22 protein-coding genes and 1 tRNA gene are annotated in these 22,377 nt (G+C 67.1%); 12 read left to right on the forward strand and 11 right to left on the reverse strand.

Translation table 11 applies throughout. From position 1 onward, the window contains the following. The first annotated feature begins 83 nt into the window (after positions 1-83). Entirely contained in the window at positions 84-1,313 is a 1,230-nt protein-coding gene (locus tag ASD43_RS16400; RefSeq protein ID WP_235564204.1) for an ROK family transcriptional regulator, read from the forward strand. Between the two features lie 197 nt (positions 1,314-1,510). Here the strand turns inward: ASD43_RS16400 and ASD43_RS16405 are convergent, their stop codons facing one another. From ASD43_RS16405 to ASD43_RS16420, 4 genes are all read right to left on the reverse strand, one after another. After that, positions 1,511-1,756, reverse strand: a complete 246-nt coding sequence (locus ASD43_RS16405; RefSeq protein WP_374612834.1) for an acyl-CoA carboxylase subunit epsilon — start codon at positions 1,754-1,756, stop codon at positions 1,511-1,513. Beyond that, positions 1,753-3,342: an acyl-CoA carboxylase subunit beta gene (locus tag ASD43_RS16410; RefSeq protein ID WP_396654963.1), complete on the reverse strand. Its 1,590-nt coding sequence runs from the start codon at positions 3,340-3,342 to the stop codon at positions 1,753-1,755. The genes ASD43_RS16405 and ASD43_RS16410 overlap by 4 nt, the downstream gene beginning before the upstream one ends. 115 nt (positions 3,343-3,457) lie before the next feature. Next, positions 3,458-4,435, reverse strand: coding sequence for a hypothetical protein (locus ASD43_RS16415; protein WP_056420960.1), 978 nt, complete (start codon positions 4,433-4,435; stop codon positions 3,458-3,460). Between the two features lie 80 nt (positions 4,436-4,515). After that, the gene (locus ASD43_RS16420) at positions 4,516-5,208 is read right to left on the reverse strand and encodes a phosphocholine cytidylyltransferase family protein (protein ID WP_056420968.1); all 693 of its coding nucleotides are present in this window, start codon (positions 5,206-5,208) and stop codon (positions 4,516-4,518) included. 250 nt (positions 5,209-5,458) lie between these two features. Here ASD43_RS16420 and ASD43_RS17655 point away from each other — a divergent pair, with 250 nt between their 5' ends. The 3 genes from ASD43_RS17655 to ASD43_RS16440 are packed head-to-tail and all read left to right on the forward strand — an operon-like array spanning position 5,459 to position 9,103. Further along, positions 5,459-7,255 carry an ABC transporter ATP-binding protein gene (locus ASD43_RS17655; RefSeq protein WP_327044632.1) on the forward strand — a complete coding sequence of 599 codons (1,797 nt, stop codon included), beginning with the start codon at positions 5,459-5,461 and terminating at the stop codon, positions 7,253-7,255. After that, positions 7,231-8,796, forward strand: coding sequence for a hypothetical protein (locus tag ASD43_RS16435; protein WP_056420977.1), 1,566 nt, complete (start codon positions 7,231-7,233; stop codon positions 8,794-8,796). Before ASD43_RS17655 ends, ASD43_RS16435 begins: the two co-directional genes overlap by 25 nt. A 40-nt stretch (positions 8,797-8,836) precedes the next feature. Continuing rightward, positions 8,837-9,103, forward strand: a complete 267-nt coding sequence (locus ASD43_RS16440) for a DUF3039 domain-containing protein (protein ID WP_045253497.1) — start codon at positions 8,837-8,839, stop codon at positions 9,101-9,103. Between the two features lie 22 nt (positions 9,104-9,125). Here the strand turns inward: ASD43_RS16440 and ASD43_RS16445 are convergent, their stop codons facing one another. Beyond that, positions 9,126-10,451, reverse strand: a complete 1,326-nt coding sequence (locus ASD43_RS16445; RefSeq protein WP_056420979.1) for a nicotinate phosphoribosyltransferase — start codon at positions 10,449-10,451, stop codon at positions 9,126-9,128. Between the two features lie 75 nt (positions 10,452-10,526). On the opposite strand from ASD43_RS16445, the gene murI reads away from it, so the two are divergent. The 5 genes from murI to ASD43_RS16470 all read left to right on the forward strand — a co-directional run bounded on the left by murI (position 10,527) and on the right by ASD43_RS16470 (position 14,388). Beyond that, a complete protein-coding gene (murI, locus tag ASD43_RS16450) occupies positions 10,527-11,360 on the forward strand; it encodes a glutamate racemase (protein ID WP_056420982.1) in 834 nt (277 codons plus the stop codon). Between the two features lie 61 nt (positions 11,361-11,421). Further along, a complete protein-coding gene (gene rph, locus ASD43_RS16455) occupies positions 11,422-12,156 on the forward strand; it encodes a ribonuclease PH (protein WP_045253494.1) in 735 nt (244 codons plus the stop codon). Next, positions 12,156-12,749, forward strand: a complete 594-nt coding sequence (rdgB, locus tag ASD43_RS16460) for an RdgB/HAM1 family non-canonical purine NTP pyrophosphatase (RefSeq protein ID WP_056420985.1) — start codon at positions 12,156-12,158, stop codon at positions 12,747-12,749. The genes rph and rdgB overlap by 1 nt, the downstream gene beginning before the upstream one ends. Positions 12,750-12,808: 59 nt before the next feature. After that, complete coding sequence (locus ASD43_RS16465) at positions 12,809-13,384, forward strand: dihydrofolate reductase family protein (RefSeq protein ID WP_056421194.1); 576 nt, start codon at positions 12,809-12,811, stop codon at positions 13,382-13,384. 83 nt (positions 13,385-13,467) lie between these two features. Beyond that, positions 13,468-14,388: a cation diffusion facilitator family transporter gene (locus ASD43_RS16470; protein ID WP_056420990.1), complete on the forward strand. Its 921-nt coding sequence runs from the start codon at positions 13,468-13,470 to the stop codon at positions 14,386-14,388. 3 nt (positions 14,389-14,391) lie between these two features. Here ASD43_RS16470 and ligD read toward each other — a convergent pair whose 3' ends face one another. After that, a complete protein-coding gene (gene ligD / locus ASD43_RS16475; RefSeq protein ID WP_056420993.1) occupies positions 14,392-16,371 on the reverse strand; it encodes a non-homologous end-joining DNA ligase in 1,980 nt (659 codons plus the stop codon). A gap of 58 nt (positions 16,372-16,429) precedes the next feature. Between ligD and ku the strand changes: the two genes are divergently transcribed. After that, positions 16,430-17,284, forward strand: coding sequence for a non-homologous end joining protein Ku (gene ku, locus ASD43_RS16480; protein WP_056420995.1), 855 nt, complete (start codon positions 16,430-16,432; stop codon positions 17,282-17,284). A 33-nt stretch (positions 17,285-17,317) separates the two neighbouring features. On the opposite strand, the gene ASD43_RS16485 is transcribed toward ku, so the two are convergent. Together ASD43_RS16485 and ASD43_RS16490 are read right to left on the reverse strand one after the other, a co-directional pair. After that, the gene (locus ASD43_RS16485; RefSeq protein ID WP_056421196.1) at positions 17,318-18,088 is read right to left on the reverse strand and encodes a DedA family protein; all 771 of its coding nucleotides are present in this window, start codon (positions 18,086-18,088) and stop codon (positions 17,318-17,320) included. A 66-nt stretch (positions 18,089-18,154) separates the two neighbouring features. Further along, a tRNA-Leu gene (locus tag ASD43_RS16490) sits at positions 18,155-18,236 on the reverse strand. Positions 18,237-18,356: 120 nt separating this feature from the next. Here ASD43_RS16490 and ASD43_RS16495 point away from each other — a divergent pair. Beyond that, entirely contained in the window at positions 18,357-18,716 is a 360-nt protein-coding gene (locus ASD43_RS16495) for a hypothetical protein (RefSeq protein WP_056420997.1), read from the forward strand. A gap of 75 nt (positions 18,717-18,791) precedes the next feature. Here ASD43_RS16495 and ASD43_RS16500 read toward each other — a convergent pair whose 3' ends face one another. The 3 genes from ASD43_RS16500 to ASD43_RS16510 form a co-directional block, all read right to left on the reverse strand. Beyond that, on the reverse strand, positions 18,792-19,277 hold the full coding sequence (locus tag ASD43_RS16500) for a hypothetical protein (RefSeq protein WP_056421002.1): 486 nt from the start codon (positions 19,275-19,277) through the stop codon (positions 18,792-18,794). 21 nt (positions 19,278-19,298) lie between these two features. Further along, positions 19,299-19,961: a hypothetical protein gene (locus ASD43_RS16505; RefSeq protein WP_056421004.1), complete on the reverse strand. Its 663-nt coding sequence runs from the start codon at positions 19,959-19,961 to the stop codon at positions 19,299-19,301. A gap of 66 nt (positions 19,962-20,027) precedes the next feature. Next, positions 20,028-20,345 carry a hypothetical protein gene (locus ASD43_RS16510; protein ID WP_056421008.1) on the reverse strand — a complete coding sequence of 106 codons (318 nt, stop codon included), beginning with the start codon at positions 20,343-20,345 and terminating at the stop codon, positions 20,028-20,030. A 61-nt stretch (positions 20,346-20,406) separates the two neighbouring features. On the opposite strand from ASD43_RS16510, the gene ASD43_RS16515 reads away from it, so the two are divergent. Further along, entirely contained in the window at positions 20,407-21,822 is a 1,416-nt protein-coding gene (locus ASD43_RS16515; protein WP_157551082.1) for a hypothetical protein, read from the forward strand. Positions 21,823-22,377: the final 555 nt, after the last annotated feature.

The following is a 22,377-nucleotide window of genomic DNA, read 5'->3' on the forward strand; positions in this document are numbered from 1 at the left end:
TCCCCACAATTCTGACGCGTCTGCGCACGGCTGTCTGTAGGTATTTTGGGGGACAAGACCCCGGCGATAGGAGAGGATGGGGCATGGGTACGCGCAGAGGGACCAACCTCCCCAGGATGGGGGACTTCAATCAGTCCGTGATCCTCGAGGGCATCCGTCGGTCTGCTGCGGGTCTGAGCCGGATCGAGCTCGTCGACATCACCGGCCTGTCGGCGCAGACCGTCACGAACATCACCCGTCGACTGCTCGATGAGGGCGTCATCGCCGAAGCCGGTCGCACGATCAACGGACCGGGCAAGCCCCGCGTCACGTTGCGCCTGGTCGCCGAGAGCCGCTTCTCGGTGGGCGTGCACCTCGATCCTGCGGTGATCACGATCGTGCTCCTGAATCTCGCGGGGCAGGTCGTCGGCCGGCGCGCGCAGCGGACGACGGATCAGAATCCTCAGCACATCGTCGCGACCATGGCGCAGACGATCGACGCCGTGATCGACGAGGCTGGAATCGACCGCGGCCTCGTCGCCGGGGTCGGCGTCGCGGCTCCCGGACCGCTCGATGCCGAGAAGGGCACCGTGCTCGACCCGCCGAAGCTCGCGGGATGGCACCGTGTGCCGCTGCGGTCGGGGCTCGCAGAGGCGACCGGCCTGGCCGTCACGATCGAGAAGGACACCACGGCGGCGGCCGTCGGAGACCTGTGGACGAGCAGATCGACGGCGGGGGGATCCTTCGTGTTCATCTACCTCGGCACCGGGATCGGTGCGTCTCTCGTCCGCGAGGGGGAGGTCGTCGCGGGCGCCTCCCACAACTTCGGGGAGATCGGCCACATCATGGTCGATCCCGACGGGCCCGAGTGCGCCTGCGGGGGTCGGGGGTGCGTCGAGGTGGTGTGCACGCCGCAGGCGATCGTCGAGCAGGCGGTGGCGGCGGGCGTCTTCGACGACGAGGGAGCGGACGAGGCGCATGACGTGGATGTACGTCTCACCCGGCTGTGCGAGCGTGCCAAAGCAGGCGACGCCGGCGCCGCGCGCGTGCTGCGCCGTTCCGCCGGGCATCTCGCGGTGCTGATCTCCGTTCTGACGAACGTGCTCGACGTCGACCGCGTGGTTCTGGGCGGGCCGTTCTGGGCGAGGCTGTCCACGGTGTATCTGCGAGAGATCCCCGGACCCCTTCGGCTGCGCAACGCCACGAGATCGGTCCGTGAGCTGCCGGTGGAGGGGACGGTCGTGGGAGACGACGGGGGCGCCGTGGGTGCGGCGTGCGTCGTTCTCGATGCGATGCTGACACCGCGCGCGTCGGACCTGTACCTCGGCGACTGAACGGATCGTCAGTTCTTATACCGGAATACTGGTCGATCTCTCGACCGCAATAACTCCAATCGATATAATATCGAGTGGATGCGCCGACTGGGGTGATCCTGATGCGCGACGACGGTCCCGCATCGGCCGGGGGGAGACTGTCTGCGCGGCCCGTGAGCTGGGGGGCTCCGGGCCCGCAGGCGCCGCACATCTCGGGTTCAGCCCGCGAAGCGGCCCCAGGGGATGTCGCGTCGCAGCGGTGTGCGCAGCGGACGCTGTGTGCGAGACCACGCCGATACGACGGGTTCCTCTGCGACGGCGCCCGCAGCCTCCTGCGCGTAGGCGTCGCTGACCACGGCGATGAGAGCGGCGAGCTCCTCCTCCGTGGCGGCACCGCGCGTGATCTGCATCGCCGGCGTCGGCTGCGTGTCCGACCCGGCATCCGCCCCCTGCGCGTCGCTCACAGCGGGATGTTCCCGTGCTTCTTGGGCGGAAGCTCCGCTCGCTTCCCGCGCAGCGCCCGAAGCGCCTTCGCGATCGAGACGCGGGTGTTCGCCGGCTCGATGATGCCGTCGATCTCGCCGCGCTCGGCGGCGAGGAAAGGTGACGTCACGCTGTACGTGTACTCGTTGGCGAGCTTGGTGCGCACCGCGGCGACGTCTTCGCCGGCTTCTTCGGCGCGCTTGATCTCACCGCGGTAGAGGATGTTGACCGCGCCCTGGCCGCCCATGACGGCGATCTCGGCCGTGGGCCACGCGAGATTGACATCGGCTCCGAGCTGCTTGGAGCCCATGACGATGTACGCGCCGCCGTAGGCCTTGCGCAGAATCACCGTCACCAGCGGAACGGTCGCTTCGGCGTAGGCATAGATGAGCTTCGCGCCGCGGCGGATCACGCCGGTCCACTCCTGGTCGGTGCCGGGCAGATACCCGGGAACGTCGACGAGGGTGACGATCGGGATCGAGAACGCGTCGCAGAAGCGGACGAACCGGCTGGCCTTCTCGCCGGCTTCGATGTTGAGGGTTCCCGCCATCTGCGACGGCTGGTTCGCGATGATGCCCACCGAGCGGCCTTCGACGCGTCCGAATCCGATCACGATGTTCGGGGCGAACAGCGGCTGGACCTCGATGAAGTCCCCGGCGTCGACGACGTGCTCGATGACCGTGTGGATGTCGTACGGCTGATTGGCGGAGTCGGGGATGATCGTGTTCAGCGAACGATCGGCATCCGTGGTCTCCCACTCGAAGCCGCTCTCGTACCCCGGGATCTCCGCCATGTTGTTGTCGGGGAGGAAGCCGAGCAGCGTCCGTGCGTAGTCGATCGCGTCGTCCTCGTCTTCCGCGAGGTAGTGCGCGACGCCGGATCGGGTGTTGTGGGTGAGGGCTCCACCGAGCTCCTCCATGCCGACATCCTCGCCCGTGACCGTCTTGATCACATCGGGACCGGTGACGAACATCTGGCTGGTCTTGTCGACCATGATCACGAAGTCGGTGAGCGCGGGGCCGTACACGGCTCCACCTGCGGCCGGGCCCATGATGATGGAGATCTGCGGGATGACACCGGAGGACCGGGTGTTCAGGCGGAAGATCTCGCCGTACTTGCTGAGGGCGAGCACGCCCTCCTGGATCCGGGCGCCGCCGGAGTCGAGGATGCCGATGATCGGCATGCCGCCCGAGAGCGCGAACTCCATGATCTTGATGATCTTGTCGCCCGACACCTCGCCGAGCGAGCCGCCGAACGTGGTGAAGTCCTGCGAGTAGACCGCGACCGTTCGTCCGTGGATCGTGCCGACGCCGGTGACGACCGAGTCGCCGTAGGGGCGGTTCTTGTCCATCCCGAAGGCCGTGGTGCGGTGGCGCACGTACTCGTCGAACTCGACGAAGCTCCCGGGGTCCACGAGCAGTTCGATGCGCTCGCGGGCGGTCATCTTGCCCTTGGCGTGCTGCTTGTCGTGCGCGATCTTCTCCGCGTCGACAACGGCTTCGTTGTAGCGAGCGCGGAGGTCTGCGATTCTGCCGGCGGTGGTCGAGAGTTCGGGCTTGTCCGTCACGGATTCCACCCTATCGTCGGCTCGGGCCGCGCCGTTGGATGCTCGCCACAACGGGTCGTCCGATCCTTTGGTGAGGATCGTGCGAGCGTGGCCGGATCGTCAGCGCACTCCTCGCTCAGCGCTGAGAGTCACCGGACCCGAGCTCGCCGGGGAGATCGTGCGTCCCCGCCTGATCGATCGCCTTCGCGCTCTTCCCGCGGCCTCGACCGACCGAGGCGATCCGGCGTCCCGCCCAGCCGACGCCGCGCGCGGCCGAGCCTGCGGCACCGGCGACGGCGCCCCCCACGAACTGCGCCCCGTGCAGCATCCGCAGCTCCAGCTTCTCCGCACCGTCGACGGGTTCGAGCTCGAGGGGGAAGTCCATCGGCGCGTTCCCGAACGCGCGGTGAGACGTGGTGAGCACCCGGCGGCCGAGGATGTGGTTGCCCGCCCCGCCCACGGCGGCCCCCACGCCGAACGGCAGCGCCTTTCCGACGAACGACGCACCTCCTCGGGTGGCGAACTGCTTGACGAACATGCTCTTGAGTCGGTCGACGAGCGGACCGACGGCCGCTTTGGGCAGCGACTTCGTGACCATCTCTCCCCAGTACGACGACCGGGTGCCGCCCTTGCCCGTGGCCTCGCCGGCGAGCTGGCCGACCAGCGCCACGCCTTCTTTGCCGAGCATCAGGGTCATCACCAGTGCTCGCGCGCGGTCGGGGTTGGAGATGGCGATGCCGTGCACCTCCGCCACGGACTGCGCGAACAGCGCCGTCGATTCGACGAAACCGACGGTCTCGACGCCGGAGAGGGCGAGGGTGATCCCGGTTCCGATGCCGGGGACGACGGCCGTGGCTCCGACCGCTGCTCCTCCGGTGGTCACCGCCGCGAGGTATCGCCGCTCCAGGATGCGGATGATCTGCTCGGGGGATGCCTGCGGATTGCGCAGGCGGATGCTGCGGATGTGCGCGAGCACCAGAGGCCGCTGGATCGACAGCACGCGGTCGAGGCCTCGCACCATGAGCGGATGCTCGGTGGAGCCCACGGGAGGCACACCCTTGTCCCACGGGGAATCATCGGGGAGGGAGTGGATCTTGTGCACCTTGGAGGCCATGCGTCGATCCTAGGAACCCCTGCCGCGAAAATGCCGAAAGCCCGGCACCCTTGACGGGGCCGGGCTTTCGTGGAAGACGATCAGACGAACAGGTTCGCCCGCTCGAGGTCTTCGGCGAAGTCGACCTCGACCGCGTACAGGTCAGAGACGTCCATGGGCTCGAGGAGCAGCCCGTCCTCGGCGATCGCGAGCTCGAGGCCGCGCTCGAAGTAGTCCTGGTCCTCGACCCGCTGCAGCTGGCGCATGAACGCCTTCTTGTTCGCGGCGGAGATGTAGTTGATGCCGACGGCCTCGCCCAGGCCGCCCTTGACGGTCTTCGACAGCTTGTCGATGAAGCCCTCGGCCGTGACCGTGTACTTCACCTCCTCGTCGCTGACCTTCGAGGTGTTGACCGTGACGAAGGACTGGTCGCGCTCGATGAAGGCCGCCGCGCGGCCGAGGATCATCGGGTCGAAGACGACGTCGCCGTTCATCCAGAGAACGCCGGCCTTGCCTGTGGCGCCGAGGGCGCGCAGCAGGCTCTTGGACGTGTTGGTCTCGTCGTAGCGCTCGTTGTGCACGTAGTTGACGCTGGGGAAGGCCTCGATGATGGTCTCGGCGCGGTATCCGACGACGGACGTGATGCGGGCATCGGAACCGAAGGCGGCGCGGATGTTGTCGTGCTGCTGGCGCATGATGGTGCGCCCGTCGCTGAGCTCGGTGAGCGGCTTGGGCAGCGCACGGCCCAGGCGCGAGCCCATTCCGGCTGCGAGGATGACGGTCTGAAGAGTCACGAGTGCTCCTAAAGGAAGTTGTGTTCACGATCGGTTCACCGATCAGACACTTCGTCGTGCCGAGAGTCATGGTATCGACCGAGCCTGGGAACCCCGGGGGCTGAAGGCCGCTGTTGCCAATTCGTGATCCAGTACACACCCCACACTCAGATTCGTAAAGGGGGCGCGCGTTTTCGGTGAACCTGCGCGTCGGCCGGGTAATTGTTGCGGCGACCCGAAGAAATCGATCGCCCGTTGATACCGTAGGACGGTGACTGCTTCCCCCGACGACCCCACCGATCAGGCGGCTGACGCCGCCCCCGCGCCTGAGAAGAAGACGCCGGCTCGGAGGACTCCGACGAAGAAGGCTCCGGTGAAGAAGGCCGCGACTCCGCGGACGCCGGCGAAGGCGGCCGCCGAGAAGGCCGCCGCGACCATCGAGGTCGTCGCGGAGCCCGCTCTGCGGATCAGTCCGCGCCCCGGCGAGGGGGCAGGCTCCGCCGCGCCGGTGAAGAAGACCGCCGCCGCCGCGCGCACCGCCGCGGCCAGGAACTCCGCGCCTAGAAGCTCCGCGCCCAAGACCACGGCGGCCAAGACCGCAGCGGCCAAGACGACCGCATCCAAGACGACAGCGGCAAAGACTGCGGCAGCGAAGGCCACGGCGGCCAAGACGACCGCGGCGAAGACCGCAGCGGCCAAGGCGGCAGCGGAGAAGAGCGCGGCAGCGAAGACCGAGGCCCGCACGGCGGCAGCGCGTGCCACGGCGGCCAAGACGGCCGCCGCTCGGACGGCGGCGGCCAAGGCTGCTGCAGCGAAGGCTGCCGAAGCGGAGGCGAAGGCCGCGGAGGCGGAGAAGGCTGCCGCTGCCGAGGCCCAGGCTGCCGAGGCTCGGGGCAGCGACGCCCGGGATGTCGAAGCTCAGGGCGGCGAGGCTCAGGATGGCGACGCGGGCGCGCTCGAGACGCACACGCTGATCGACCCCGCACATGACGAGGCGGCGTCCATCGAGTCCGCGGTGAGCGCGCCGGAGGCGCAGGAGCCCGAGATCGTCGTCGCGGAAGAGACCGATGCGCCCGCAGTCGAGGAGCCTCCCGTGGTCGAGGGGTCTCCCGCAGTCGAGGAGTCTCCCGCGGTCGAGGAAGCCCCCGTCGAAGAAGTGACCGACGATGCGGTGCGCACCGATGACGAGGTCACCGAAGTCGAGGCCGAGGCAGAGGCCGAGCAGACCGTCGTCGAGGACGACGCGACCGCCGTCGCGGGCGTGGTCGCAGGCGGGCAGCCGGTCGGCGGCCCCGGAGCGGCATCCGCGAGCGAGGCGATACGCATCCGTGGGCTCGTCAAGAGCTTCGGCGACCACACGGCTGTCAACGGCATCGATCTGACCGTGCCCGCCGGATCGTTCTACGGGATCGTCGGCCCCAATGGTGCAGGCAAGACCACCACACTGTCGATCGTCGCGGGACTGCTGCGCTCCGATCGGGGCGAGGTGGTGATCTGCGGTATCGACCAGGCGAAGAAGCCGCTCGCGGCGAAGCGCATGATGGGCGTCCTCCCTGATCGCCTGCGGACCTTCGACCGACTGACCGGGCGTCAACTCCTCTACTACTACGGTCTGCTGCGGGGCCTCCAGTCCGACGTGATCGAGAAGCGCGTGGGAGACCTCGCGCGGGCCTTCGATCTGGGCGAAGCGCTCAACCGCGTCGTCTCCGACTACTCGGCGGGTATGACGAAGAAGATCATGCTCGCCGGTGCGATGATCCACTCGCCCCGTGTGCTGGTGCTCGACGAGCCGTTCGAAGCTGTCGATCCCGTGTCTTCGTCGGTGATCCTGGACATCCTGCGTGCGTACGTGGCACACGGCGGGACGGTGATCCTGTCCAGTCACGGCATGGACCTCGTGGAGCGCGTCTGCTCCCGCGTGGCGATCATCGTCGGAGGTGAGGTGCTCGCCGAGGGCACGGTCGACGAGGTGCGGGCGGGGCAGAGCCTCGAAGCGCGGTTCGTCGAGCTCTCCGGCGGCATCGGAGAGGTGGAGGGGCTCGAGTGGCTGCACACGTTCTCCGACTGAGGGCTGCGCTCCTGATCGGATCGCTGCGCGGCGAACGTCGGGTCCGGACGCTGGTCGTGCTCGCCGTCGTCGTCGCCCTCACCGCTGTCGTCTGCGCCGCCGTGCTCAGCCTCGTCGATGCTCCCGTGGCCGTGGCACGCACCGTCATCATCCTCGGCAGCGCCGCGCTGCTCCTCGGCTTCCTCGTCGGACCGCTTCTCGTCGGATCCTCCGATCAGCTCGATCCCCGCCGCTTCGCGGTATTCGGAGTGAACGAGCGGCAGATGCCCTGGATCCTCGCGCTCGCCTCCCTGATCAGCGTCCCGAGCCTCGCGTTGATCGCGGTCAACATCAGCGTGTGCATCGTCGCGATCACGCTCGGCGCGCCCTGGGCGCTCGCCGTGCTGATGAGCGTCGTCAGTCTCCTGACCGCGACCCTCGCCGCGCGGGTGAGCATGGCCGTGAACGCCCTTCTGCTCCCCGAACGCCGCTCTCGCGAGCTCACCGCCCTCTTCGCGCTGGCCGTCGTCGTGGTCGCGTTCCCCGTCGCCGTCTTCCTCGCCTCACTGAAGTGGGACGGACAGGTGCCCGCCGCAGTGAGTGCGCTCACCGCATCCGTCGGTCTCACGCCCTTCGCCGCGCCCTCGCGCGTGCTCTTCTCGTTCGCCTCCGGCGATCCGACCGGCTCATGGATCAGCGGCATCGTCACACTGATCACTGCGGCAGGACTCTGGATCCTCTGGTCCTGGCTGGTGCGACGGCTCCTCACCACCACCGCACGCCCCGTGGCCTCGCGGGAGCGCTCGGGTCTCGGCTGGTTCGGCCTGATGCCGTCGAACGCGTTCGGTGCGATCGCCTCGCGCAGCCTGGTCTACTGGCTGCGCGACCGGCGGTACATCATGAACCTCATCGTGGTGCCCGTCGCCGGCGTGCTCACCGTGCTGCCGCTCCTCGTCGCAGGCGTTCCACTCGAGATCGCCGCGCTCGTGCCGGTGCCGGTCATGGCGCTGTTCTTCGGATGGCTGCCGCACAACGACGTCGCGTACGATTCGACCGCGCTGTGGACGCACATCGCCAGCGGCGTGAGAGGACTGCCCGACCGGCTGGGGCGTCTGGTCCCGGTCGCGCTCGTCGCGATCCCCGTCCTCGCCGTGGCCGTGCCGCTCACCCTGCTCTGGATCGACGACTGGCGGCTCCTGCTCCCGCTCACCGGTCTGGGCGCCAGCCTGCTGCTGTCCGGTCTCGGCTTCTCCAGCATCGTGTCGGTCGTCGCCCCCTATGCGGTCTCGCGCCCGGGTGACAGCCCGTTCCAGCAACCGCAGCGTCCGACCTCTCGAGGCACGTACGGGCCCGCGATCGCATTCCTCGGAGCGATCGTGGTCAGCATCCCGACGATCTGGCTGCTCGTGCTCACGATCGTCGAGGGCGGGCAGTTCGCACCCGCGACGTTCTGGGCGGGGCTCGCGACCGGAATCGTCGCGCTCGTGGCGGGAGTGGCACTGGGCGGACGCATCTTCGAGCGGCAGGGCGAGCGCCTGATGGAGTTCGTCGAGACCGCGTGACCGCTGCCCACCCCGCGTGCTCCACGGCTAGACTCTCGGAATGAGTACTCCGCTGGACAGCCCCGATCAGGGTGGCGTGGCAACGCTCGATCGCGAACTCGAAGAACTCCTCCGCGAGGAGAATCTCGAACCGGGAGACCACGAGCGCTTCTCGCACTACGTCAAGAAGGACAAGATCCTCGAGTCCGCGATCACCGGAAAGCCGGTACGCGCACTGTGCGGCAAGAAGTGGACCCCGGGCCGCGACCCCGAGAAGTTCCCGATCTGCCCCACGTGCAAGGAGATCTACGAATCGATGGTGCGCTGAGGCGCCACAGCGTCCGCGACGCTCACCCCGCGTCGACGAAGACCGTGGGGATCGCCGGGTCGGACTTGCTCAGCGCGAGCGCTCGCACGGGAAGCTCCTCCCGCACCCGCAGATGATGCGATCGGGCCGACGTCGTGCCCTCGGGACCCTCGAACGACGGATCGATCTCACCGCGCTCGACGAACGTCGTCTGCAGCGCGCGGCCATCCGGATGCTGCGCGGGAGTGCCGAGCTCCTCGAAGCCGTCCGACACCACCACCGTCTCCGCGGTCGCGACGCCGTCGACGAGAGTGCGGAACGCCGCCTTGCGCCCTCCGTGCGACGCCTTGTCCGTGGAGGCCTTCGCGACTCCGATCCAGGCACCGCTCGGATCCTGCCGAGCGACCAGCTTGTAGACCATGCTGGCGGTGGGGTAGCCCGATCCTGTCACCACCGAGGTGCCGACCCCGTAGGCGTCGACCGGTGACGCGGCGAGGGCCGCGATCGCGTACTCATCGAGGTCGCTCGTGACGGTGATGCGTGTGTCCGTCGCACCGAGCTCGTCGAGTTGCGCGCGCACCTCGGCCGCGACGATGGGCAGGTCGCCGGAGTCGATGCGCACGCCGCCGAGGCCGGTTCCAGCCACTCGGATCGCGGTCTCGACGCCCGTGCGGATGTCATAGGTGTCCACGAGCAGTGTCGTCGCGGTGCCGAGGCTGTCGATCTGAGAGCGGAACGCCTCCTCTTCGCTCTCGTGCAGCAGCGTCCAGGAGTGCGCGGCGGTCCCCATGGTCGGGATCCCCCAGCGCCGCCCGGCCTCGAGGTTGCTCGTCGCGCCGAAACCGGCGATGTACGCCGCCCTGGCGGCCGCGACGGCCGACTGCTCGGCGGCTCGGCGCGAGCCCATCTCCGCCAGCGGCCGCTCGCCGGCGGCGATGCTCATGCGGGACGCGGCGGTGGCGACCGCCGAGTCGTGGTTCAGGACGCTGAGCGCCAGGGTCTCGAGCACCACCGCATCGGCGAAGCTGCCCTCGACCGTCAGAATGGGCGATCCGGGGAAGTAGAGCTCGCCCTCGCGGTAGCCGCGGATGGAGCCGGTGAAGCGGTAGTCCTCGAGGTAGCGCAGCGAATCCGCGTCGACCACGTCGTTGTCGCGGAGGAACCGCAGCTCGTCGTCCTCGAATCGGAACTCGCGCAGCAGGCTGAGCAGACGCCCCGTACCGGCGACCACGCCGAAGCGGCGTCCGCCCGACAGGCGGCGGGAGAACAGCTCGAACACGCTGGGCCGTGAGGCCGTGCCGTCGCGGAGTGCGGCGGCGAGCATGGTGAGCTCGTAACGATCGGTCAGAAGCGCCGTGGACGTCGTCATCCGCTCAGCATAGTGACGAGATCCGCTCGAGTTCCTGAGCATGACCAGCGGCGCGCGCGGGTAGGCTGGGGAGTCATGAACGACGCCCCGATCGGAATCTTCGACTCCGGTGTCGGCGGACTCACGGTGGCCAGGGCCATCCGAGCCCAGCTGCCCCGGGAATCGTTCGTCTACATCGGTGACAGCGCGCACTCGCCCTACGGCCCGAAGCCCATCGCCGATGTGCGGCGCTACAGCCTCGAGGTTCTCGACACTCTCGTCGACCAGGGCGTCAAGATGCTCGTGATCGCCTGCAACACGGCATCCGCGGCCATGCTGCGGGACGCACGCGAACGCTACGACGTGCCCGTCGTCGAGGTGATCGGGCCCGCCGTGCGCCGGGCCGTGTCGACCACGCGCAACGGTCGGGTCGGTGTGATCGGCACGGTCGGGACCATCGGCTCCCGCGCCTACCAGGACATGCTCGAGGTGAACGAGCGTCTCGAGGTCTTCACCGCGGCATGCCCGCGCTTCGTCGAGTTCGTCGAAGGCGGCATCACCGGGACCCCCGAGGTGCTCGCCACCGCCGAGCAGTACCTCGCACCGCTGCGCGACGCCGGGGTCGACACGCTCGTACTCGGGTGCACGCACTACCCCTTCCTGCGCGGCGCGATCAGCTACGTGATGGGTGAGGGGGTCACGCTCGTCTCCAGCGACGACGAGACGGCGGGAGATGTCTACCGTCAGCTGGTTCGCGGAGATCTGCTCGCATCCCCCGACGCCACGGCGTCGTACGTGTACGAGGCGACCGGTGATTCCGCCACCGAGTTCACCGCGCTCGCCAACCGCCTGATGGGTCGCGAGGTGCGCGACGTGCAGCTCGTGCAGACCGGCGTCATCACCCTCCCGGGGCACGCCGCCGGGCTCTGACCTCGGCGTCCTCCGACTTCCTCCGTCTTCGCTTCACCCACCCTCCACCCGAAGGAATCTCATGACCAGCATCGTCCGTGCCGACGGCCGTTCCACCGACCAGCTCCGCGAGATCACCATCGAGCGCGGATGGAGCGCCCACGCCGAGGGATCGGCACTGATCAGCTTCGGGGGGACGAAGGTGCTGTGCACCGCCTCGTTCACGAACGGGGTGCCGCGCTGGCTCACCGGCAAGGGCAAGGGGTGGGTCACCGCCGAGTACTCGATGCTTCCCCGCGCGACCAACAGCCGCAACGACCGCGAGAGCGTGAAGGGCCGGATCGGCGGACGCACGCACGAGATCTCACGCCTGATCGGCCGCGCGCTGCGTGCGGTCGTCGACACCAAGGCCCTGGGGGAGAACACGATCGTCATCGACTGCGACGTGCTCCAGGCCGACGGGGGAACGCGCACCGCCGCGATCACCGGCGCCTACGTCGCTCTCGCCGATGCGATCGAGTGGGGCCGTGAGAAGAAGTTCATCGGCAAGAACTCGACGCCGCTGCTGGACTCGGTCTCCGCCGTGTCCGTCGGGATCATCGACGGCGAGCCCATGCTCGATCTGGCATACGTCGAAGACGTCCGCGCCGAGACCGACATGAACATCGTGGTGACGGGTCGCGGCCTGTTCGTCGAGGTGCAGGGAACCGCCGAGGGTGCCCCCTTCGACAAGCGCGAACTGGATGCGCTGCTCGACCTGGGCGTCGCCGGCTGCGCCGACCTGAAGAGCGAGCAGCTGAAGGCGCTCGCGGGCTGATGAAGGTCGTCCTCGCCACGCACAACCCGCACAAGGTCGACGAGTTCCAGCAGATCGTCGCGGTGACGCGTCCTGATCTGGAGGTCATCGGCTACGACGGTCCGGAGCCGATCGAAGACGGGGTGACCTTCGCGGAGAACGCGCTCATCAAGGCGCGCGCCGCCTCGCTGCACACGGGCCTCGCGGCTCTGGCCGACGACTCCGGCATCTGCGTCGACGTGCTCGGCGGGTCACCCGGTGTGTTCTCCGCCTACTGGGCGGGGCAGAAGAAGGATGCCGCGGCCAACCTCGCACTGCTGCTCGATCAGCTGCAGGACATCGCGGACCCGCACCGCAGCGCCCACTTCACCTCGACCATCGCGCTGGTGACCCCGGAGGGTGCCGAGCACGTGGTGGTCGGGAACTGGCCGGGGCGCCTCGCGACCTCGGCATACGGCGGCGGCGGGTTCGGCTACGACCCGATCTTCATCCCCGACGGACAGCCCGCAGGCGCTGAGCGCACCGTGGGAGATTTCACCGCCGACGAGAAGCAGTCGCAGTCTCATCGGGCGCGGGCCTTCCGCGAGCTGGCGCCACTCCTCGCCGACCTCTGACTCTTCACAGTAACCACTACGCTTGACGTACTTCACCCGTAGTGGTTACTGTGGTCGGCATGCGAGAACTCACCTACTACATCGGCGTGACCCTCGACGGATTCATCGCGGGGCCTGACGACGAGGTCGACTTCTATCCCGTGACGCCGGCGTTCGCCGAGACGCTGGGAACGGAGCTCGCCGACATCCAGCCTGCGCATGTGCGAGCCGGTCGGGGAGGCGTCGACGAGCCGCTCACCCGGTTCGACACGGTCGTGATGGGTCGTCGCACCTACGAGCCCGCGCTGCAGGCCGGGATCACCGATCCGTACTCGCAGCTGCGGACCGTGGTGTTCAGCAGCTCGCTCGCGGACCCGAGGGAGGCGAATGTCGAGGTCGTCCGCACCGATCCGGCGTCGCGCGTACGTGAGCTCAAGGCGGAGGACGGGCTGGGGATCTACCTCGCCGGTGGGGCGATGCTCGCAGGAGTGCTGCTCGAGGAGATCGACCGCCTGATCGTCAAGAAATACCCGGTGATCGCCGGGTCCGGCATCCCGATGGCGAGACACCCGTTCGCCCCGACGATGTTCGCTCTCGACCAGGTGCGTGCCTTCGACAACGGCTGCATCGTGCTCGAATACACCCGCCTGCGCTGAGGACGCGGCTACTGAGAATCATCACCATTCCCGACTGCGCCGAGACCCGCCGAACGGCACCATGGCCGGTCTAGCCTGGAGACATGCACGATCACGCGCCCGCTGCCGGCGGCATCCGCTCTGCGAGTCATCGCCGTCTTCTGGCGATCTCGCTGAGCCTGACCGCGACCATCATGGTCGTACAGGTCGTGGGTGCGATCTTCACCGGGTCGCTCGCGCTCCTGGCCGATGCCGCCCACATGTTCACCGACGCCTCGGCGCTCGTGATCGCTCTGATCGCCGCGGCCGTCGCCGCACGACCGGCCGACGACCGCCGGACGTTCGGATACCAGCGTGCCGAGGTGTTCGGTGCGCTGATCAACGCGATCATCCTGATTCTGCTCGCCGGATGGGTCGGGATCGAGGCCGTCGGGCGGCTGATCGACCCGGGCGAGACCGAGGTCGTCGGAGGGCTCATGCTCGTCGTCGCGATCGTCGGTCTCGTCGCGAACGCGATCTCGATGTGGTTGCTCAGCCGCGCGCAGCGCACGAGCATCAACGTCCGCGGCGCCTATCTCGAGGTGATGGGCGATCTGATCGGCTCGGCGATGGTGATCATCGCCGCGATCGTCATCGTCACGACCGGCTGGATGCCCGCCGATGCGATCGCCTCGATCATGATCGCCGTGCTGATCATCCCGCGGGCCATCGCGCTGCTGCGCGAAGTGTTCTCTGTTCTGTCCGAGTCGGCACCGAAGGGCACCGCGGTGAGCGAGATCCGACAGCACCTGCTCGACTACGACGGCGTCGTGGGAGTCCACGATGTGCACGTGTGGCAGCTGACCCGGGGTGCCCCGGTGTTCAGCGCTCACGTCAGCGTCGACCCTGCGCTGCTCGCGGGCGGACGGTCGGCGAAGCTGCTGAGCGACCTGCAGTCGTGCCTCGCTCATCACTTCGACGTCGAGCACTCGACCTTCCAGATCGAGCCGGCGGAGCAGTCGGACTGCGAGCCGCACCACGCGTGATCGTCAGCTCTCGACGACGACCTCGGCGGGGGACTTGTCGGGACGCAGCCCGCGCCAGCGGGAGTGACGGAGCACGCCGTCGGGCGTCCAGTTCGCGAACTCGACCTCGCCGACCACGTCGGGCTCCACCCACAGCGCGTCGGACGCGTCGAGTGCGGGCACGCCATCGAGCGGTGCCGCATCGATGCGCAGCGGTGTGAGACGCGCGAGGAGGTCTCGCAGCATCCGGTCGCTGAAACCGGTGCCCACGCGCCCGACGTAGCGGAGGTCGCCGGCGTCGGGCACGGCGAGCAGCAGGGACCCGAAGGTCCCCTCGCGGTCACCCTTGCCGGGGCGGATGCCGACGATCACGACCTCCTGCGTCCTGGTGTGTTTGAGCTTGAGCCAGGCGGGGGAGCGCTGCCCCGGTCGGTACCGGGAGGCGGGATCCTTCACGACGACGCCCTCCAGACCGAACTCCGCGCTGGCCGCCAGCGCGGCATCGACGTCGTCGAACACCGGCGGCACCTGTACGGGAGCATCGAGGTCGGCGATCACGTCGTCGAGCAGGGTGCGCCGCTGGGAAAGAGGCATCGCGCTGAGGTCATGCCCGTTGAGACGGAGCAGGTCGAAGACCATGAACACGATCGGTGTGCGCACCACTTCTCGCTCGATCTCGCGGGGACGGGTGAGGTGCATCCGGTTCTGCAGCAGAGAGAAGCTGGGGCGGCCCTGCCGATCGAACGCGACGATCTCGCCGTCGACGATCGCGTCGCCGACGGGGAGGAAGGGTGCGCCGTCGGCCGTGAGCTCGGGATATCGGGCGGTGATGTCGGTGCCGCTGCGGGCGTGCAGCAGCATCCGTCCGTCGGCCCACGTGCCGATCGCCCGGATGCCGTCCCACTTCACCTCCACCCAGGAGGGTGAGCTGAGGCCGCGGGCGATCGCCGGTGTGCCGTTCTCCGCGAGCATCGGGGACACCGAGGCCGGAGCAGCGGATGCCGGCGCGCTCGCGGCCCCGGCGAGCCTCGGGCGGTGACGGGCAGGAGCCACGCGCTCGGCGGCGTCGTCCCGATCGGATGCGGGTCTGTCCGCGGCCGAGACTCCGGAGGCCGGATCCGGGCGCAGCGTGGCGATCGGATCGAGGCCCGACTCCGCCCGCTCCATCACCGTCGCGAAGTCGAGCTGTGCCAGGTCGGGGTCCTCGAGCTCGTCCCAGGTGCGGGGCGCGGCCACCCACGGCTGTGCGCGCCCGCGCATCGAGTAGGGCGAGATGGTGGTCTTCCTGCCGTTGTTCTGGCTCCAGTCGAGGAACACCTTGCCGCCTCGGGCGGCTTTGGCCATGGTGCTCGTGGCGAGGTCGGGGTGCTCGGTCTCGATGAGGCGGGCGATCTCCTTGACGACGGAGGAGATCTCGTCGCTGGTCTGCGCGCCGGGAAGAGCGGCGTACAGATGGATGCCCTTGCTGCCGCTGGTGACGGGCAGAGGGTCCAGTCCGATGTCGGCGAGCAGTGCGCGGGCGATGCGGGCCACCTCAGCGCACTGGGCCAGCCCGACGCCAGGGCCGGGGTCGAGGTCGAGCACGAGGCGGTCGGGGGTGCCGGGCGCACCGTCAGCCGCGAAGCGCCACTGCGGGACGTGCAGTTCGATCGCGGCGACCTGCGCGAGCCAGACGAGGGTCGGCACATCGTCGACCAGCGGATACTCCTTGGGGCCCTCCGAATGGCGGATCTCCCGACGCGCGATCCATTCGGGTGCCCCCGGCTCGAGCTGCTTCGTGAAGAAGGAGTCGGCGGGGTGATCCGCGGTCCCGACGCCCTCGACCCAGCGCTTGCGCGTGACCGGACGACCCTCGAGCAGCGGGAGCAGGTGCGGCGCGATCGCCGTGTAGTAGGCGATGATCTCGCCCTTGGTGGTGCCGGTCTCGGGATACACGACCTTGTCGAGGTTGGTGACGCGCAGTCGACGCCCGTCGATCTGCACGTTCTGCGCCTCCGGGACCATGACGCCAGCGTAGTCAAGCCTCTGGCCTCCACCGCTGCTGCTGGTGTTCACTGGTGCCATGAGAACGATCTGGAAGGGTGCGCTCACCTTCGGCCTCGTCAACGTGCCGGTCAAGGTGTACTCCGCCACGGAGGACCACGACGTGCCGCTGCATCAGGTGCACGAGAAGGACGGCGGCCGCATCCGCTACCAGCGCACCTGCGAGGTGTGCGGGGAGACCGTCGCCTACGCCGACATCGACCGCGCCTACGTCGAGGAGGGTCAGACCGTCGTTCTCACGAAGGAGGATCTCGCCGCGCTGCCGTCCGAGAAGAGCCGGGAGATCGACGTCGTCGAGTTCGTGCCCTCCGAGCAGGTCGACCTTCTGACGCTCGACAAGCCCTACTACCTGGAGCCCGACTCGACGTCGCCCAAGTCCTACGTGCTGCTGCGCAAGACGCTCGAGCAGACCGACCGCACCGCGATCGTGCGGTTCACGCTGCGACAGAAGACGCGGCTCGCCGCGCTCCGCGTTCGGGGCAAGGTGCTGGTGCTGCAGACGCTGCTGTGGGCCGACGAGGTGCGCGAAGCGGAGTTCCCGTCGCTGGATGAGGATGTGCGTATCTCGAAGAAGGAGCTCGAGCTCTCGGCATCCCTCGTCGACAGCTACTCGGCCGACTTCGACCCCGCCTCGTTCGTCGACGAGTACCAGCAGGAGCTGCGCACCCTGATCGACGCCAAGATCGAGGCCGGCGACACCTTCGACGTGTCGGAGACGTTCGGCGAGACCGAGGGTGACGCCAAGAGCGGAGAGGTCATCGACCTCATGGAAGCCCTGCGCGCGAGCGTCGCGCGGACGAAGGCCGCTCGGTCGGAACCCGCCGAGAAGACCAGCACGACGAAGAAGGCCCCGAGCAAGAAGAAGGCGGGCTGAGTCCTCAGCCCGCCTTCTGTCAGCTGACGCTGATCAGTGCTTCCCGTCGCCGTCGAGGTCGGGAGCCCGGTCGAAGACCTCGGCGTCGAGTGTGAGCTCCTGGGCTTCGACGGCGTCGGTCTCGCCGTGGCCGGCCTCGCGCTCCTTCTTCGCCTTGTGCCGCTCGGACAGGTAGTGCCAGAGCGTGACCAGCGCGGTGCCGCCGACGGCTGCGAGGAGGATCAGATCGATGTAGCTCTCGACGAACTCGGCGACCGGGGGGATGAAGCCGATCGCGTATCCGAACATCGTGAGACCGAAGCCCCAGAGGATCGCGCCGATGAGGTTGTAGAGGGTGTAGCGGCGCCACGGCATGTGACCGACGCCGGCCGCGACCGGTGCGAAGGTGCGCACGATCGGCACGAAGCGGGCGAGGATGACGGTGATGCCGCCGAACCGCTCGAAGAAGGCGTTGGTGCGCTCGACGTTCTTCTTGCTGAAGAGGCCTGATTCCTTGCGTTCGAAGACCGCAGGCCCGCCCTTGTGGCCGATCAGGTAGCCGACCTCACCGCCGACGAACGCCGACAGTCCGATGAGCAGCGCGACGATCCACACGTTGAGGCCGAAGACACCGTGCTCGGAGCCGGCGATCGGGTGCGACAGCAGTCCGGAGATCACCAGCAGTGTGTCGCCCGGCAGCAGGAACCCGACGAGAAGGCCCGTCTCGGCGAAGACGATGAAGCACACCACCAGCAGAGCCCACGGGCCGGCCGAGCCGATGATCGTGGCGGGGTCGAGCCAGGGGATGAGAGCGGCGTGATGCATGGATTTCCCGTCGTAGTGCGCTGCGCGGCGGTCACGTCGTCGGTCGCACGGCATGCGACTGATCGGTGCGGAAGGTGGGACTTGAACCCACACGCCCTGGGGCACAGGAACCTAAATCCTGCGTGTCTGCCAATTCCACCACTCCCGCGCGGTGGAATCAGTCTACTGATCGGGGCATCCGCTGATGCTGGGGATCCGCCCGCAGGTGCGCTGCTGTGGTTGTGGATAACTTAGACGGCCCGAGGCGGATCCTTGCAAGGATGCTCGGGTGATCCAGCCGACCGTCCTCGTCTCCGAACGCGTCCGGCAGCGCCTTCGCGCTGAGGGCACGGACCCCACTCTCGATGCGGAGACGGCGCACGGCATCGCGCTCGCCGAGGTGAGGCGGTACAACGACGCGGCGCTCGCCCGTGGCGGGACTCTGATCGACGACGAGCCGGGGTGCGTGCGCGACGTGCTCGCGGCGGCGGCTGTCGTCGTCGACGGCGCCACCGCCGCGTTCGACATCACCGAGATCACCATCCCGATCGCCGCCGGCTATCTCTACCTGTCGAGCCTGTTCGGTCTCGCGGTCACAGTGCCGAACGTGCCCACCCCGCGCGCGCTCCTGCGTCGGGATCTCCGCTGAGCGCAGCACATACAGAGAAGACCCCCGCCTAGCCTTCGGGCCGGGTGGGGGTTTTTCTGCGTGAGGGCGACGAGGTCAGGCGAGAACCGCTGGTCCGGCTAGGTAGGGCAAGAATCCATTTTCTCGAATCCGAACGAGTGACTCGGCGTTGGACCGAACTGGCTCGGATGCTTCGTTCTCCTTCCACCATCTCTGAACAGCGAGAACTACGTCGGCGCAGAACGTCTCGAGATCGAGGATGTAGGCATCATCCGCGATGCACTGATGCATGAGGGTCCGCTGGCCAGGAAGCATGAACAGGATTGCCTTGTATTGCTTCGATGCAGAGCGGCCCTGGTGCAGCATGCCGCACCGAAGTTCATATGCATCTGCAGCGCTGAACTCCTCGTACTTAGGTGCGATGTGCTCGGAGAACCATGCTTTGAACGCGTCTCCGGAAGCGCGACCGGTCCGCGATTCAAGGGCGCCGCAAATGTCGACGAGCGCGAGAGTTGCTTGCAATGCGACGGTGAAGAGCTCACGGCGTAGCGCGGCATCGATTTCCGTGATCATCCGGTCCATGTTGCGCACTCTACCGATAGCTCAGAGTCCGTACTCGCTGAGGTCTCCTAGCTCGCCCGGCGTGTAGTCAGGGATAGGACGCGCCGCGAGCCATTCCGCGGCTCGCGCGGACACATCGCGGATTGCATCAACTACTGCCGATATCGAGATGGATCGGTCAAGCGCGGTGTATTCGAGGGTTTCGTGATCGATGTGCCGCATCCAAATGATGTTCTCAGGCGGCACAGGCAGCGGGAACTCAGACCTCTTCGAGACGCTGATGTCGACGACGGCAGTGATCTTCTTCGGCCGGTCGTCGGGAGACCATGGCCCTTGATGGGTGCCCTCTTCACGGACGCTGCTGTCGAGGGTGATGTCGTCGAGGCGAGAGTCATAGTGCTCGATTGCGTTTCGAACTGCGCGCCCCTGCAGAATGGGGTCCGGCTTCACGATGGCGCGCAGCGAGGCCGCGCGATTGACTGCGAATGCGGTGCGTTCCGGCGTCCAGCTAGCGCTGGTGTCCGCCCAAAGTAGTTTCGAGATCTGCGCGGCTCCGGTCAAGATCATCTGAGAAGCCGCGAAGCACCCTACGCTCGAATCAGGGAGAGCCTGTAACGCATCGTCGAGGATGTGAACTGCCAACTCCACGAGGTTCCGCTGGTGCTGGATCTCATCGACGTACGCTCGAAGGTCGTCATCATGCATGACCTGAGGCTAACGGACGTCGTGGTCACTGATCGGTGGCGTTGAATGTTGCTTCAGTGATCCCTATTACGAGTCATCGGCGAGCACCACGGCATTGCCCCACACCCAGCAACGGAACGTCTGATCCTCGGCGCGGAACTCGATGCCGGCGGCGAGCGGGGTGGACCGCAGCAGGCTCGCATCAACGCGCACGGGGACGACACCGAAGCGCACCCATGCCCGCACACGCTTGGGTCGCGGGTAGATCGTCATCGGCTGCTCAGTCGCACCGATCTCGCGATCCGTGAGCGACTGCAATGGACCGACCTTCGCGGCGTCGAGGATCTCGCGCCACTGATCCCGTCGGTCGTACGCTGCCGAGAGGTGCGCGCCTGGGTTCCCCACGTATGCCGGATGTCCTTTCTCCGGCAGAGCCAACTCGTCAAGACTTCGCTATGTTCAACCTGTGAACACTGAAGAGCCCCCGGTGGATGATGCCCCGGAAGAAGAAGTTTCGGAAGAGCGAGAGCTGACGCCGGATGAGATCTTTCAGTTCCGCGTCACCTCCTTGCTGTCAACCTTCTCGCTTCGTCAGACGGAGATCCTTCGTCTCGTGAGCTTCATGGATGAGCGCGCCGCGGAGATTGACAACGCTGCGGCGCGTGCACGAGAGCTCGTCGAAGATCAGTTGGACGACGACCTCGATGAAGCTGGACTCGAGCGTCTCATTACACTGCTTGGTGACGAGATCAACAGCGATGAGACCGATGGCTTGACTGGTGAGGAGCGTCACGAAGCCTTCGTGCAGGCGCTCACTGAAGTTGGGGACGCACTCCCGGAGGGACACTACTCGACCTACGTCGACAACGTCCTTCGGGCGCTGCAGGCGCCGCCGTCCGGTAACTTTCTGCGCTCATCACTCCTCGTTACACTCGTCGGCGAACTCGAAATGGTCGTCAATCAGCTCGCGCGCACCGCAGTGGAACGAGTCCCTCAAACCATCGAGGAGAGCGGACGCACGTTCACCTGGGCTGAGATTTCTGCGCACGAGAGCATTGCGGACCTCAGGGACTCTCTCGTGGATCGAGCGATTGAGGATGTGTTCAGGGGGTCTCTTACCGACTGGATGGACTTCTTCGTCAAGAAGTTCAAGATCGACCCGATTGCTATTGCGGGGACATTCGAAGCGCAGGAAGCCGTGCAACGGCGCCATTGCGTCGTTCATAACGCCGGAACCATCTCGCAGATGTACCTGAACAAGCTCGAGTCATTCAAACCCAAAGGAGAGATCGGAGACTCGCTGGATGTTGACTCCAGCTACATCCGCGACGCGGCGGACACCATGTTCCTGGTTGTCTTCTCATTGGTCTGGTCCCTCTCGATGAAGCTATGCAGAAATGAGGAAGATCGCGACGACGTGTTCGGTGCTCTGTGCAACCGCACGTACTTCATGCTCCAAGAGCGCCGTTACGACCTACTGACGCGCCTCGGACAAGCTGCGCCGCTTGAGAAGCTTCCCGACCGCCTAGGGCTTGTCATGAAGGTCAATGTGTGGCTCGCGCATAAGCAACGAGGCACCTTCGATAGCGTCCGCGACGAGGTCGTGGCGTTCGATACTTCCGCACGAAGCCGAGACTTCCAACTTGCGAAGTATGCGCTGCTCGACGAGTTCGAGGACGCGTCCCGCGTAGCAGAATCGATGCTCAGGGATGAAGAGTTGAGCCGGGCGCACTATTTGACGTGGCCTTTACTTGCGGGGGTGCGAGAACACAAGCGCAAGACGCAAGAAGCGTCATCGGTTGCCGATGATTCTGACGACGCACTAGTCTCGGTATCAGACGCAGGTCAGGAAGGACTCGCCATGAGCACGCCAGATCTCTAAGACACAACGGCCCGGGGGATTCCCCGGGCCGTTTCACTTTCCGCTCAGGGGAGATTGTCGAGCAGGAGACGGTCAGTACCACACTGACGTGCGAACAGCTATGGCTCCTCATTGAACGTCACCGCGTTGCCCCATACCCAGCAACGGAACGTCTGTTCGCCAGCGCGGAACTCGATCCCAGCGGCGAGCGGTGTTGACCTGGCGAGCTTCGCGTCCACACGGATCGCTTCCGCACCGAAGTGCACCCAGGCGTGCACCGCACGGTACGGCTGCGGGTAGGTCGTCAAGGGTTGCTCCCGGAGTGCGACCTCCCGCTCCGACAGCGACTGGAGTGGACCTGACCGGGCTGCTCGGAGGATTGCCTGGTGGTGGGTGCGCATGTCGTAGTGAGCGGCTAGTCGCTTACTCGAACCCATGCCGGCACCCTTTCTCCGGCCTCAGGACAGGTTAGCAACATTCGAATCTATGTTCTATTCTCGAATCATGAGATCCGCGGCCGCCCACCCACCTGCCACCATATGGATGGTCGACGACATCCCCTCCAGGATGATGTTC

The sequence above is a fragment of the Microbacterium sp. Root553 genome (assembly GCF_001426995.1).
In the GTDB taxonomy this organism is placed as follows: domain Bacteria; phylum Actinomycetota; class Actinomycetes; order Actinomycetales; family Microbacteriaceae; genus Microbacterium.

Bases quoted from the DNA above. Each gene is read 5' to 3' on its own strand.
- ASD43_RS16500 (WP_056421002.1), bottom strand. From the start codon at position 19,277: ATGGACCGGATGATCACGGAAATCGATGCCGCGCTACGCCGTGAGCTC.
- ASD43_RS16485 (WP_056421196.1), bottom strand. From the start codon at position 18,088: ATGCATCACGCCGCTCTCATCCCCTGGCTCGACCCCGCCACGATCATC.
- rdgB (WP_056420985.1), top strand. From the start codon at position 12,156: ATGAAGGTCGTCCTCGCCACGCACAACCCGCACAAGGTCGACGAGTTC.
- ASD43_RS16445 (WP_056420979.1), bottom strand. From the start codon at position 10,451: ATGACGACGTCCACGGCGCTTCTGACCGATCGTTACGAGCTCACCATG.
- ASD43_RS16465 (WP_056421194.1), top strand. From the start codon at position 12,809: ATGCGAGAACTCACCTACTACATCGGCGTGACCCTCGACGGATTCATC.
- murI (WP_056420982.1), top strand. From the start codon at position 10,527: ATGAACGACGCCCCGATCGGAATCTTCGACTCCGGTGTCGGCGGACTC.
- ASD43_RS16505 (WP_056421004.1), bottom strand. From the start codon at position 19,961: ATGCATGATGACGACCTTCGAGCGTACGTCGATGAGATCCAGCACCAG.
- ASD43_RS16400 (WP_235564204.1), top strand. From the start codon at position 84: ATGGGTACGCGCAGAGGGACCAACCTCCCCAGGATGGGGGACTTCAAT.
- ASD43_RS16470 (WP_056420990.1), top strand. From the start codon at position 13,468: ATGCACGATCACGCGCCCGCTGCCGGCGGCATCCGCTCTGCGAGTCAT.
- rph (WP_045253494.1), top strand. From the start codon at position 11,422: ATGACCAGCATCGTCCGTGCCGACGGCCGTTCCACCGACCAGCTCCGC.
- ASD43_RS16440 (WP_045253497.1), top strand. From the start codon at position 8,837: ATGAGTACTCCGCTGGACAGCCCCGATCAGGGTGGCGTGGCAACGCTC.
- ku (WP_056420995.1), top strand. From the start codon at position 16,430: ATGAGAACGATCTGGAAGGGTGCGCTCACCTTCGGCCTCGTCAACGTG.
- ASD43_RS16415 (WP_056420960.1), bottom strand. From the start codon at position 4,435: ATGGCCTCCAAGGTGCACAAGATCCACTCCCTCCCCGATGATTCCCCG.
- ligD (WP_056420993.1), bottom strand. From the start codon at position 16,371: ATGGTCCCGGAGGCGCAGAACGTGCAGATCGACGGGCGTCGACTGCGC.